Annotated in this window: 11 protein-coding genes; 9 read left to right on the top strand and 2 right to left on the bottom strand. The window is 36.5% G+C overall.

Going from position 1 to position 13,293, the window contains the following annotated elements; genetic code table 11:
• Positions 1 to 2 precede the first annotated feature (2 nt).
• A complete protein-coding gene (locus IPM62_04455; GenBank protein QQS38605.1) occupies positions 3 to 731 on the top strand; it encodes a glycosyltransferase family 2 protein in 729 nt (242 codons plus the stop codon).
• On the opposite strand, the gene IPM62_04450 is transcribed toward IPM62_04455, so the two are convergent.
• Together IPM62_04450 and IPM62_04445 are read right to left on the bottom strand one after the other, a co-directional pair.
• The gene (locus tag IPM62_04450) at positions 728 to 2,218 is read right to left on the bottom strand and encodes a glycosyltransferase family 39 protein (protein QQS38604.1); all 1,491 of its coding nucleotides are present in this window, start codon (positions 2,216 to 2,218) and stop codon (positions 728 to 730) included. The two genes, IPM62_04455 and IPM62_04450, sit on opposite strands and share 4 nt — an antisense overlap.
• A 31-nt stretch (positions 2,219 to 2,249) precedes the next feature.
• The gene (locus IPM62_04445; protein ID QQS38603.1) at positions 2,250 to 4,103 is read right to left on the bottom strand and encodes a hypothetical protein; all 1,854 of its coding nucleotides are present in this window, start codon (positions 4,101 to 4,103) and stop codon (positions 2,250 to 2,252) included.
• A gap of 55 nt (positions 4,104 to 4,158) precedes the next feature.
• Between IPM62_04445 and IPM62_04440 the strand changes: the two genes are divergently transcribed.
• From IPM62_04440 to IPM62_04405, 8 genes are read left to right on the top strand one after another with little or no spacing between them, the layout of a single operon-like run.
• The gene (locus IPM62_04440; GenBank protein QQS38602.1) at positions 4,159 to 4,374 is read left to right on the top strand and encodes a hypothetical protein; all 216 of its coding nucleotides are present in this window, start codon (positions 4,159 to 4,161) and stop codon (positions 4,372 to 4,374) included.
• A complete protein-coding gene (locus tag IPM62_04435) occupies positions 4,358 to 7,066 on the top strand; it encodes an oligosaccharide repeat unit polymerase (protein QQS38601.1) in 2,709 nt (902 codons plus the stop codon). Before IPM62_04440 ends, IPM62_04435 begins: the two co-directional genes overlap by 17 nt.
• Positions 7,050 to 8,315, top strand: coding sequence for an oligosaccharide flippase family protein (locus IPM62_04430; protein QQS38600.1), 1,266 nt, complete (start codon positions 7,050 to 7,052; stop codon positions 8,313 to 8,315). The genes IPM62_04435 and IPM62_04430 overlap by 17 nt, the downstream gene beginning before the upstream one ends.
• Positions 8,312 to 9,157, top strand: coding sequence for a glycosyltransferase family 2 protein (locus tag IPM62_04425; protein ID QQS38599.1), 846 nt, complete (start codon positions 8,312 to 8,314; stop codon positions 9,155 to 9,157). The genes IPM62_04430 and IPM62_04425 overlap by 4 nt, the downstream gene beginning before the upstream one ends.
• Position 9,158: 1 nt before the next feature.
• Positions 9,159 to 9,974, top strand: coding sequence for a class I SAM-dependent methyltransferase (locus IPM62_04420; GenBank protein ID QQS38598.1), 816 nt, complete (start codon positions 9,159 to 9,161; stop codon positions 9,972 to 9,974).
• Positions 9,975 to 9,983: 9 nt separating this feature from the next.
• Positions 9,984 to 11,375, top strand: coding sequence for a glycosyltransferase family 39 protein (locus IPM62_04415; GenBank protein QQS38597.1), 1,392 nt, complete (start codon positions 9,984 to 9,986; stop codon positions 11,373 to 11,375).
• Positions 11,357 to 12,442, top strand: a complete 1,086-nt coding sequence (locus IPM62_04410; protein QQS38596.1) for a glycosyltransferase family 4 protein — start codon at positions 11,357 to 11,359, stop codon at positions 12,440 to 12,442. The genes IPM62_04415 and IPM62_04410 overlap by 19 nt, the downstream gene beginning before the upstream one ends.
• Complete coding sequence (locus IPM62_04405; GenBank protein QQS38595.1) at positions 12,439 to 13,278, top strand: glycosyltransferase family 2 protein; 840 nt, start codon at positions 12,439 to 12,441, stop codon at positions 13,276 to 13,278. Before IPM62_04410 ends, IPM62_04405 begins: the two co-directional genes overlap by 4 nt.
• The last annotated feature ends 15 nt before the right edge of the window (positions 13,279 to 13,293 follow it).

Raw genomic sequence — 13,293 nt, 5'->3', positions numbered from 1 at the left:
ATATGTATAAAGGAAAAACAGTCTCTTTAGTTTTAGCCACATACCGCGAGAAAAAAACGATTCGCAGAGTAATCGAAAGTTTTCAAAAAACACAATTTGTTGATGAAATCATAGTAGTAAACAATAATGCCCAAAAAGGTACAGACCAAGAAGTAAATAAAACCGGTGTAAAAATAGTATACGAAGATCGCCAGGGATATGGATATGCCTTTCAGAAGGGATTAAACACGGCAAGAGGTGATCTTATAGTGGCGTGTGAACCGGATGGAAGCTTTTTGGCAAAAGACCTGGAGCGACTACTGGTTTACTCAAATGATTTTGAAGTAGTACTTGGTTCACGTACGAGTTTAATTTCGTCACTCTCCGGTGCCGGTATGGGCGTGTTTCGTAAATTTGCCAATGTAATTGAAGCAAAAACTATTGAAGTGCTTTTTAATACCAACGCTTTAACGGATGTGGGCTGTACTTATAAATTGTTTTCTAGAAAAGCTCTAAATATTCTTAAAAGGAAGTGGGGATTTGAGAAGTCGCCTCTTTTTAATACTCAATTAACCTTACTTACCGTTTCCAACAAACTTTCATTCGTTGAAGTACCTGTAACATATTTACAAAGAGTCGGTGAATCGGCGATAGTCGGCAACTATTTGCAAACCGTTAAATGGGCGATATTTATTCAAACATATATTCTGGTATTTTGGACTAGGTATATATCAAAAAAGTTACACACCTAATCACTAATTTTATAAATCAAAGCCTCATAACCCCCGGATGTTACCTTGTTAACGTAATTAGTATATAAATTAGTGTGATCACTTGCCCGTTTCTCAACAACTAATACTTCGTAAACGCTTTTTTCACTTGTTATTTCATCAGGATAAAGCCAGCCAAAACTTACGTCGTCATAGCTTTTTGCGGGTCGTTGCCCATAGATGGAAAAAAGATATCGCCATCCACCCACGCTTTGACAACCGCCACGGGCTTGCAGGTAATAAGGTTTGCCGTCGACTAATTGGGCAACTTGTTGAGCCAGTTCTTTTTTTGCCTCAAGACCGTAATTTGTATTTGCTCTTAGGGTTACGAATGGTGCATAGATCAAACACGAAAACATAAGTAGCAATAAAAACATCTTGACTATTTTTCTTTGGTCGTAAATAACTACTGATGTAATAATGAGTAAAATCGGGAAAAACCCCAGCAGATAATATTCAACAGGATTAATAACGGTAACTAACGTAAAAGGAATGATAAATGTTAAACTGACAAAAAGTAACATTTTACGCGAATAATCCTTCCATGTTTTTTTATTAAGAGCAAAGGATATAAAAATTGCCAACGAAACGATAGATATGCCAAGCGGAGGTCGTGAGTAAGTCGATAGCGCATTTTCTTTGCATGTTGGTATTATTTCGTCGGCGACTTCACTAAATGAATTCAAATACCAAATTCGTCCAAAGGAAGAAAACAATTCGTCGTAATGACCGGAGGTTTTTTCGGTAGAGTTTTGACTAGCATTAAACGCTCTTAGGGGAGCTTGTATGTTGTACCCTTTCTTATAATAATCAAAAACAATAAGCGGTGAAACGGTAACAATAAATACCAGAAATGAACTGACTAATATTTTTTTGTTAAGATATTTTTTTCCAGTAAATAATGCGTAAAGGATAGGAAAAGCAAGTAAAACCAATGAAAGGTGAATATTAAAAACCAGTCCATAAAGAAATGAAATTACGACCCACCACTTGGCGCTTTTTCTTACTTTCAGTAAAGCAAATGTCACAAGAAGACTAATAAGTGGTATGGCGGGTGGATAAGGTTTTTGATCATAATAAATTAATAAGGGCAATAGTGCGTAACTTAGTGATGACAAGATGGCTACTTGGTGATTAAAAAATTTAGAGCCGATTTTATAAATTGCAAAAGTTGTTAGTACTCCAAGAAAACCGGAAATATAACCCAGAATAATGGGATTTCCGTGCGATAAATATAGAAATGGATAAATGACATATATCCATAAGGGCCCTAAGTAAACGTCAAACCCTAATGCACTCCAACCAATCCATATGATGTGGAAGTTTTTAATCAGTGTTTGGGCGACGTAGGACAGATATGCTTCATCTGCGGTAAAAGTAATTTTTGCAGGCAAGTTGGAAAAACGTAGTAAACTAGAAAGTACTAATATTAAAATAATCTTGTAGTTTTTGTAAATTACTAATTTCATTGACTAAACATGCAATAATTTGCAATCATAATTAAGGTAGTTTGATTTTCTTCAAGTTAACACTTAATACATAGAACGATAAACCAATCAAAGTCGCAACAGTAATAGTTTTTCCCAAATTATATCCGACGGGTTGATAATATAATTCAACCATTTTAGTATCTAATGGTAAATCTATTGCTCTTTGTGCATTGGGGGTTTCTTGCACTTGCACTTTTTTCGTGTCGGCCAAAGCAATCCATCCGGGGCTAAACACTTCGGCGAGAATTAGATGTTTTGATGTGGTGTTGACGTTAATAACGATTTTGTTGGGAGAGTAGTATTTAATATCGGCTGTCTGCGTTTTGTCGTTTTCAACAAAATAACCACGTGGTTTGTATTTATTATTAGAATAAATATTAAAACCATCAATAGCAGTAAGAAACACGATATCGGAATGGACTATTTCATAAGGCGATACGATATATTTTGTATTGAAATTGCCCAGACTCTCATAATTTGGATCTAATTTCCCATATTTGTATGACCCGATTGGCGGAAGCGTGAGTGTGTAATAATTCCAATAAGCTCCGGTCATTCCCCATGCACTCTGGTAATAATTTTTTTGGTGCAGGGTCGAGTATCCTTCGATTGTTTCTAAGCCGTATTCGGCTACATCCTTTTGAGAGAAACATCTGGTGGTACAAAATACTCTAAATCTATCTTTGTCGTTTGCAAGAAAAGACAAGACGTTTTTACTTGCTATAAGTCTATCGTTACGTATCGGTTTGGTAATGTGGCTTAGTGAAATTGTTGTAATCTCAACAACTGCTAGCATTGCAAGAATGTAAGCTAATCTGGTGTGTTTAGTGCTTAAAACATTAATTGCATATGTTGCCAGCAAAATAATCGGAAAAGAAACCATAAACCATACTCGCGTTGAGACACGGCCGAAAACATACCAATTTTGATTAAGAAGCGCAGTGTAAAATGGTGACAAGTTATTTAGAGAAAATAGGGCAAAGGTAAATAGAAGTAGCATTATACATACTTTCTTCTTTGCGGTTTTAATTTGCGTAAAACCATATACCGCCAATATACTTGGCAATATACCAATAAAAAGCCATTTTTCCGAGTCGATCGATCTAATCCCTGATATGCCATTAAGCCACGGAGCGAAAATGCTTTGAGCATATTCGCCAATAGAATTCCACTTGGGGTATACATCTTTATCAACCGATAATAAAAATCTATTAGTTTGAGGAACCCAGTTTAATTGAGGTAACAGTGTTATTGCCGTAAATCCAAATGAAATAAGTCCGCCGATAATATAAAAAAGCCAAGTTTTATGTGCTCGCCTAGTTAAATTAGTAAGAGTGAAAAATACCGGAAATGAAAAAAGTGCTGCGTATACAAATGTTGTCGGGTGAGTGAAAAATATACCCGCTAAACTTGAAGCAAAAATTACCGACCATGTGAGGGAGGGATTTCTTGAGATCATAATTAGTGATAAAAAAACGTAAGGAATGTATGTTGTGGCCGCTATTAAGCCGAAATGACCGGCTTCTATGAAGCCGCTATACCGAGCCAGATGTAGATATGCAAAGGATCCAAACAATGAAGGTAGTAGCTTAAATTTTAGTCCCTTGTAGCATACCAAATATGTTCCGATTCCCCCAAATGCAGTATGTATTATCGATGAAATGATAAAAGCAACTCCGATGGGCAAGACCATAAAAATGATATTGGGAAGATAAAAGATAGGCGATTGGGGGTCAGGTAAAAGTGGCACACCTGACAAGAACATGCCATTCCAATATGGCAATTTATGTGTCGCTAAAATCTGGTTTTTGACATATAAATAAATCGGCCAGAAGAATTCGGTTAAGTCGTTACCTCTATTCAAAAAAAGATCACTATTTATTAAAACCGGGAGGTATAATACTATAGTCGATAGAATTATGAAAAAGTACGGCATTAAACTGCGTGTTGATACCTTTGGTAATTTGATCATGAAACGTGTATTAGTAAGTATAACATCGGTAATTCTATTTATAGTTTGTTTTTTTCTTGCCACACATCACCCCGGTCGGGCAATTCAATTATCAAAATACCTCTACCTTGGTTTGCTTGGATTAACAATTTATAAATTAACATTACATGCAAAAGAAAACTGACAAGATTCGCATTAATATACCAGGGACTTATAAGGTCGCCGATGTAGCGTTTTTTATTATTGGTTTACTTATTCCTGTTATTATCGTTTTCTATCCCCTCATTATTCACACCGATTTGTCGTGGGGTGATGCACCCAACTTTACGAATCGTGAGTTTACCGATCTTTTCAGTGAACCGTATTCCTGGATAAACAGAGATGGTAATTTAGGAACAATCGATCCGAGGCTTTTTATTAAACCAATCCTAATGCTCTATGGAATTATGGGTAAATACCTCGGTTTGCCCAACAATATAATCATTAACTTATTATTTTTCTTCCCAGCAATCATCCTTTCACTTATTGGGCCTATTTATCTTGCAAAAAAATTAAAGTATCCACCGTTGGTATGGTTTTTTGCTTCGTTGTTTTACACACTAAATACATATTTCATACTACTAATTGATGGTGGTCAGGTTGGTGTTGCACTTTCTTATGGAATATTTCCATTCACGATACTGACACTAACCAACGTTATTTCCAAATTATCCCCGAAAAAATATTTCCTTGCTCTTTTTGTTCTCACTCTAAATACGATTGCCGATCCACGGATCGCATTGATTGCTCTTTTTGTTGCATTACTTGTGGGTTTTATCGAAGCACCCGGTAAATGGCGTTTGATAATAAAAAATCTATTGTTAATTGTGTTGCCTTGGATATGTATTAATTCGTATTGGATAATTCCTTTAGTAAAAATTCATCCTGAAAATTCAGCTTCCTTTGTCACCAATTTGAATTTTATTTCGTTTGTGAACGGCATATTTTTCTATCAGCCTCATTGGTATAAAAATATCTTTGGCGAAATCACGTACCCTGCATGGTATTTTTTACTAATTCCTGTTACGGTTTTTGGAAATTTGTTTAGCAGTAAAGATAAGCGTGAACTTAAAATCATTCTTATCTTGCTATTTTTGATTTTCTTACTTAAGGGGGCAACTCCGCCAATGGGAAATATATACTCGTTTGCAGTAACGAATTTACCGTTTGGTGAGTCGTTTCGAGATAACAGTAAATTTTTTGTTCCGGTAATGTTACTTGCGGGAATTTCAATGGGTAGTTTTCTAACTACAATTTGCGACAAGTTGTCAAAACATACGCTTCTTGGTAAAAGTATTACTTTATTTGCGTATATTTATCTACTCTTCCTGGTAGCGCCGGCGATGCTCGGGAATATGAATTTTGTTTTGTCGATAAGAAATTACCCCGATGAACTAAGTGAAATAAACACCATATTAAGTGAGGATCATGAATATTATCGCTCACTCTGGTTCCCGGACAAACATCCTTCGACCTTTGAAACCGAGAACAACCCAGCTTTAAATGCAAGTGATATGCCTAATCTTCGACCTCTGGCTAATCTGACTGTTGGAAGTTCAGATAAATATAATTACATTTATCAAACCGATAAATATATAGCTTGGTATCGATTGTTGGGAATTAAGTATCTTGTATTATCCAAAGATCACAGAAATCCATATAAGTTAAATGGAGAAGAACAAAAAGATTGGAACAGATTGCAAATGGCACTAAACAATAATACTGAGTTGAAAAAAGAACGCGACAGTAACGATATTTCCTTTTATAAAATTGATAATAGTGTACCAAGAATATTTAAGGCGGATGAACTACTGGCTGTAGTCGGACCTGAGATTGAAACCGAGTTTGGCGATGATGGTTTGCCTAACAAAATCAACGCGTATTTCGAAGACGGTCTGTGGAATCCGCTTTTGCTGGATAAAATTGCTTCAGAAAGCGCAACCATTATTTTTAATGGAACCAACGAGGATGATTTTACAATGACTTTTCTACAAAAGGATTATGTTGACCCTAAAAAATTTGCGAGTGAATGGGCGTATTTTAATAATGATAAATATTTAGATTTTAAATACCAGTTATTAATTCGAGGCATTAAAACAAAAACTTTTGATTATCGTCTGGGATCATTTCTCTCAGAAAAAATTGGTGAAAAAATTGTCGTTAATTTTGGCGAAGTACAGGATGCCAGTTATATTCTTGCGATACGAAGTTTGGGGGGCATGGATTCGAAATTAAGATATGAAATAGGCAATGAACAAGGTGAGATTGTAAGTGAAGCTTTTAATAAAGATAGTGGTGAGACGCAATTCAGATGGTTCACACAAGGCATTAAACTATTTGATGGTGACAATAAACTTACGATTACAAATCTAGGTGGAATAAATTCTGTTAATACAGTCGCACTTATTACCGCCGATGAATGGAATAAAGCAAAAAACCATTCCTCGACTTACATGGCTCACTTTGGTGTGCGTGTGTATGCTGATGATACAAATGATAAACCACCCGCATCTAGCAATCTAGAATTTGAAAAGAAAAACCCGACTGTGTATGAGTTAAGTCCACAAAAAGAAAACGGATGGATTGTATTTACCGACGCATTCCATCCCGGTTGGAGAATTACATATTTACAAAGTACGTCATTAAGCATCCCAGCGTATTCCATGGTAAATGCTTTTTATATAAAACCATCAAACTCTCCATATAAACTGGAATTCGGACCACAAGTGTATGTAAGATGGGGTTTGTATTACACGACATTGTCTCTTGTTGTTATAGCCATTGTCGCGCTTTGGTTTAGTCCTGAAAAAAAAGTTCAACATGATAACAAAAATTAGAAACATCATTCTCTCAAATACTTTTAAAGATACAGCTGTTCTTTTTATGGGGAGCATAATTGCATCATTATTTACGATTATGTTTACGATACTTGCCGGACGAGAACTGGGACCTGAACTTTTCGGTATTATTTCCGCTGCATTAAGTTTCATTGCGATAATGATAGCGATAGGTGATATGGGTTTGGGATCAACTTTGTTTAGATATGTCTCCAACTATTTGAAAGAAAAAAAGTTTGACAAAGCACAAGAAACTCTAAATACGGTATTTGCAATACGTATTATTTCGGCTTGTATTTTTATCGTCGTGCTTACTTTGTTGTCGCCTGTTATTTCATCATTTGTTTTAAAGTCAGAAGAAAAGATGCTTACCGTGTTTTCGGCCTTGGCGATTGCAGGTTTTCTAATTGTCGATTTTCAAATACAAGTTTTTCAATCGCAGAAAAATTTTGGATTATCAGCACTTTTGAGTATGTTGATTGGTGGAATCAGACTTGCACTAACTTTAATGATGTCGTCATTCTTTGGCTTGACGTTAATAAATACGATGATGGTATATGCAGGTAGCTATATTATTTCCTTTATTATTGCTTTCTTTTGGCAAAAAACACAGGTAGTTTTTCGTATTAATTATAAAAATATCGAGAAGGGGTTTGTTAACTTTTCTTCTTGGATGGCGTTGTCACGTATCGCTGGTGCCGTAAATGGGCGAATTGATACGATTTTATTACTGCAAGTTTTGACGCCCTACCAAACAGGGATATTTTCTGCCGCAAGACAATTGTCGTTTGGAATTCCGCTTCTTGCCGGAAGTTTTGCGAGAGTGTTAGCTCCGAGATATGCCAGTTTGAAAAGTAATGACTTAAAAAAATATTTCATGAAGACTGTATGGTTGACTGTACTCATGTGTTTTGGTCTGCTTGCGGGAATCGTAGTATCTCCGTATGTGATAGCGTTTTTTGGTGACAAGTACAGTGTTGCAAGTGGTTTATTAAAATGGCTTATTGCCGGATCTATTCCTTTTATGTTGTCGGTGCCGTCTGTTAATTTGTTAATATACGCTTTTTCGAAGCCTAAACTCATTACTTTGCTTACCTTTATTCAGCTGCCGTTTGTAATTTTGGGCATCATATATCTAACGCCGACACGAGGTGTTTTTGCTCCGGTAATAGTTGGAGGATTAAGTAATTTATTTTTGTTTATCGCAACTTATGTATGTGTAATTTACGAGTTTAATAAATCAAAGTGAACACCATATCAGTACATACTTTATTTAAAAATGAAGACCGTTTTCTGTGGTATTCGGTACAAAGCGTAATTGATTACGTTGACAAGTTGTTGTTGTGGGATACGGGGAGTACGGATGATAGTGTGTTAATTGCTAAAGAGTTGAAACACCGTTATCCTAATAAAATCGATCTAAAATTAGTTGGCGAAGTTAATCCGGAACAATTCAGAGAGGTTCGAGCCGACATGTTAAGTGCGACAAATACGGATTGGTTTATGGTTGTGGATGCAGATGAAGTATGGTGGGAAAAATCAATACGCGACATTACGGATTTCATAAGACAAGTACGAGGACTCACGTACGAGTCAGTGTTTGTTCCCAGTATAAATATGGTAGGAGATATCTTTCATTACCAGGATGAAAGCGCTGGCAATTATCAAATTGCGGGGAAAAAGGGTCATTTGGGATTAAGGGGAATAAACAGAATGATTCCCGGTCTATCGTCGACAAATCCACATGGTACATGGGGTTGGTCGGATAAGGACAAGAAGATGATTCAGGACAGATCTGCGCGTAAAATCAAATTTATACACGCCCCCTATATGCATATGACTTTTTTGCAAAGATCACATGGTGACAAAGGTGATTTGTTGGTACCAAAACGTAAGAAAAAACTAAAGTATGAAATGGGAATTGAAGTAGCAAAAAATTACTATTACCCGGAAAGTTTTTTCAGAGAACGACCATCTTTTGTTAGATCACCTTGGTGCATAATGAAAACTTCATTCAAAAAAAGAGCTGTATTTGAAACACCGCTTAAAAAAATTAAAAGAAAACTCCTGACTCCCGGTGTTGGTTATTAATATGACATGTAAATATTGTAAATCGGACAAGTATAAACATTTATTCGAAGTTAATGGAAAAGACATTGTAGAGTGTTTGGAATGTGGTTTAGTGCGCACTAACTGTCGCGATTTCGAAAAATACGATAATTATCATCGCGATGACAAAGAGTATCGAAGTGACGAAGAATTGTTTAAAAATATTTTTATACGTCGCTTTCAAACAATATCAAGATACAAAAAGAAAGGAAAAATTTTAGATATCGGATCTTCAACCGGTACAATGCTATCAATATTTAAAGATCATGGTTGGCAGGTGTGGGGAGTCGAACCATCGGCGTCTTTTAAATATGCGAACAAAAAAGGAATTAAAACAACCAATTCGACTTTCGAAAAAGCAAAACTTCCCCTAAATTATTTCGACGTTGTCATTATGAATCATACCTTCGAGCATGTTGAAGATCCTGTCGCGGTTGTCAAAAAAATTTATGCGGTTTTAAAAATAAAAGGTTTGGTTTATATCGATGTTCCCAATTTCGGTGGTTTTGATGCAAAGATACGGGGTAATAATTGGGGATATCTCATGCCCAATGAACACGTTCACCACTTCACACCAAATACCTTAAAAATGATTATCAGAAAAGCTGGATTTGAAATAGTGTGGTGGGGTTCATGGTCGGGGATCTTTGACGTTGCAAGTATAGGTGCATTAATGAAATTTAATTTAGTAAACCTTAGAAAAGCCTTTTTCAAAAATATTGTTTATGCGCCTTTCAATTTAATAACAACTTGCGCGAAACGTGGTTCTAGCCTGGCTGTTATCGGTATTAAGAAGTAGAATATAAGTGTGAAGAAAACAATTGTCGGCCTACTACTACTAATTTCGCTTCATGTGTTTTTTCTTGGTAGTCTGAAATTTACTGCATGGCCAGAAATGCTAGCATATCCATATTTATTTGATAACGGATTTGCACTTTTTGGGGACATGATTCATCCATACCCGCCAATGCTGACGGGAATGTTATCTTTGTGGTATTCATTATGGGGTTACAATGTTTTTGCCTTAAAGTTGTTAACCTGGATATTTATTATATTTATCGATTTATATGTCTATTTAATAGCCTCGAAGCTTACCGGTAATAAACATATTTCGTTGTTGGCACTTCTTTATTACGTTTTACTACAACCTTTCCTTGACGGTAATATGCTATGGTTCGATTTGGCATTTGTGCCATTTTTGCTTGCCGGAACATATTTCGGAATACGATCGCTTACCGGAAGTGCCCGGTGGACCGATTTCGCACTTGCGAGTAGTTTTATCTCAATTGCGTGTTTAATTAAACAAACAGCCGGTTTATTTTTAATTGTATTCTTATTGTTTATCGTAGTTTATTCGCGAAACAAGAAAGCTATCCTGTCGTCTTTTTTTCCACCTTTCTACTTTGGTTTCATTTTGTTGACTAAACTTTCCATCGAAGGATCCTTGGCATATTTTGTAAATTGGGTAGTATGGTACCCGTTCACGTTTTGGAGTAAATTTCCCGGCTATGTTCAAATGCAACTGCGAAACCAGGATATTCTAATTTTAACCTTGCTGTCTTTCCCTGTGGTATTTGGAGTAGTGAAGGCAAGAAATATAATTATCAAAGATCGAACAATTATGCTTGTACTTTTTTTCCTCGGTGGATCTTTCGTTTCGGTCTATCCAAGATTTTCGTTTTTTCATTTCCAGGCGGCTTTGTGTTTTTTGATACTTCTTACCGCATATTTTTCAAATAGAAGTAGGCAAGTTAGACGAATTGCGCTTATTTCCGGTATCTTATTAGTTATCGGAATTGTCCCGCGAGTAATAACAAACGATTGGGGTAAAGAGACTAGATTTTATGGTACCGAAGACGTTAATTTGGCGCATCGTATTAGTGATGTGTCTACGTACGGAGAGAGTGTCTACTTAATGGGATTACCATCGTCGCTTTATGTGTACTCGAAAACTTTACCTCCAAAACCGTGGGTAGACAATTATGGTTGGTATTTGGAAATTCCCAACGTTCAACAAAACACTATTGCCGCATGGGAGTTAAATCCTCCGGAAATTATCATTTGGTCACAACCAAAAAGTGGAAATTGGTATGATTTGGGCACTTATCAGCCAAAAGAAATAACAAAATGGATAACGGTAAACTATAATGAAAGTGGGATGATGGATGAAGATATAAGCATATGGAAAAGAAAAAATTAAAAATAGCATTTGTAAGCTTTTTCTCTGGGGGAATCAATCGTGGTGGTGAAGTGTTTATACATGAATTGGCAAAGAGATTGAGTGAAAAGCATGACGTTACTGTGTATCAAGCAGGACCAAAAGAGAATAAAGTGAATTACAAAACTATCAAATCGGAAATAATATTAGACTGGGATAAAAAAGATATGGCGGGTACTTTGGCACGTAGGTGGTTTATGGATTATTGGAGTAGAAAAATTGCCATACATACTCTAAAAATATTCCCCAAACTGATGAAGAATAAGTATGATATTGTTCTTCCGCTCAATGGTGGCTGGCAATGCGCGCTGGTGCGATTGGCGACATGGTTAAGCGGTGCAAAAATGGTTATCTCCGGGCAATCCGGAATTGGATGGGACGATAGGAATAACTTATGGAGTTTTCCCGATTATTTTGTTGCCATATCCAAACTTGCCCAAGTATGGGCAAAAAAGGCAATGCCTCTGGTAAAAACAACTTATATTCCAAACGGTGTTGATCTTGCGCGTTTTTCACCACAAGGAAGAAAATATAAACACTCCTTGATGCACCCTGTTGTACTTACTGTAAATGCGTTAGTACCATGCAAACGCGTTGATTTGGTTATAGATAATGTAAGCAGACTCAATCATTACCAACTACTTGTAGTGGGGAATGGCTATTTAAAAAATGAGCTGACGAAGTTGGGTCGGGCAAAACTTGGCGATCGAATTGAGTTTGTTTCGGTTGAACATTCGGCAATGCCGTCGGTTTATCGTTCTGCAGATGTATTTGTTTTTGTACCCCTTGAGTCGGAAGCGTTTGGTATTGTACTTGTCGAAGCGATGGCAAGTGGGCTCCCGATTGTTACTATTGATGATCCGATTCGCAGAGAAATTGTAGGTGATGCCGGAGTATTTATTAATTCCGAAAACAAAGAAGATTTTACGCATGAAATAACGAAAGCGCTGGAGACAAATTGGGGAGAGAAGTCTCGAAACCAAGCGATGAGGTATTCATGGGACATTGTAGTTAGTGAATACGAAAAACTATTTATAAAAATCATATGAAAGTATCGATTGTTATTCCGACTTTTAATGAGGCAAAAGTTATTAGTAAATGCCTGCGTTCGCTTGACGACCAAGACTTTGACCGTTTTGAGGTGATTGTAGTTGATGATGGATCGAAGGATAAAACAGTAGATATTGCCAATAAAGTAACGGTTAACAATTACAAACTACACATTTATAGAAAGCGCCATGAGGGTCCGGGGATGGCAAGAAATTGGGGGGCAAAAAAAGCAAATGGGAAAATATTAGTCTTTCTAGATGCGGATATGACGTTTGATAAAAAATTCTTGACCGATCTTGTTACACCGATAGTTCAAAACAAAGTAAAGGGAACTTTTAGTAAGAATGAATATGTGAGCAATTGGTCACATGTATGGGCTCGGTGTTGGAATATTAATGAAGGTTGGCCGCAAAAACTACGACACCCCACAAATTATCCAGACAAGCAAAAGGTGTTTAGAGCACTCCTGAAGTCGGAATTTGACCGAGTTGGTGGATTTCTGCCCGGAGGGCATTATACTGATGATTATCTTAGCGACAAATTGGGTTACGAAGCGTCGGTTGTCAGTGGAGCGAAATATTACCACGAAAATCCCGATAATCTGGCAGAAATATTTACGCAAGCTAAATGGGTTGGTAAAAGAAAATATAAGTTTGGCGTTTTGGGAGTAATATATGCACTTAGTCGCTCTTTGTTGCCGGTTTCCCTTGTTGTTGGTTGTGTTAAGTCTATTAAAAGTAGGACGATCAATTTCGTGATATTTAAAATTGTTTATGATCTTGGAGTATTTTGGGGAATCTGTGAGTATGTATTGTTCAAAAAGATGGGTAAATAACGTTGACTGATCTAG

Source organism: Candidatus Woesebacteria bacterium (assembly GCA_016700095.1).
Classification (GTDB): domain Bacteria; phylum Patescibacteriota; class Microgenomatia; order UBA8517; family UBA8517.
This window is presented reverse-complemented; position numbering and strand designations above follow the sequence as displayed.

Excerpts from the sequence above, each read along its gene's own strand:
- IPM62_04410 (QQS38596.1), top strand. The coding sequence starts at position 11,357 with ATGGAAAAGAAAAAATTAAAAATAGCATTTGTAAGCTTTTTCTCTGGG.
- IPM62_04435 (QQS38601.1), top strand. The coding sequence starts at position 4,358 with ATGCAAAAGAAAACTGACAAGATTCGCATTAATATACCAGGGACTTAT.
- IPM62_04405 (QQS38595.1), top strand. The coding sequence starts at position 12,439 with ATGAAAGTATCGATTGTTATTCCGACTTTTAATGAGGCAAAAGTTATT.
- IPM62_04455 (QQS38605.1), top strand. The coding sequence starts at position 3 with ATGTATAAAGGAAAAACAGTCTCTTTAGTTTTAGCCACATACCGCGAG.
- IPM62_04430 (QQS38600.1), top strand. The coding sequence starts at position 7,050 with ATGATAACAAAAATTAGAAACATCATTCTCTCAAATACTTTTAAAGAT.
- IPM62_04420 (QQS38598.1), top strand. The coding sequence starts at position 9,159 with ATGACATGTAAATATTGTAAATCGGACAAGTATAAACATTTATTCGAA.
- IPM62_04450 (QQS38604.1), bottom strand. The coding sequence starts at position 2,218 with ATGAAATTAGTAATTTACAAAAACTACAAGATTATTTTAATATTAGTA.
- IPM62_04440 (QQS38602.1), top strand. The coding sequence starts at position 4,159 with ATGAAAAAGTACGGCATTAAACTGCGTGTTGATACCTTTGGTAATTTG.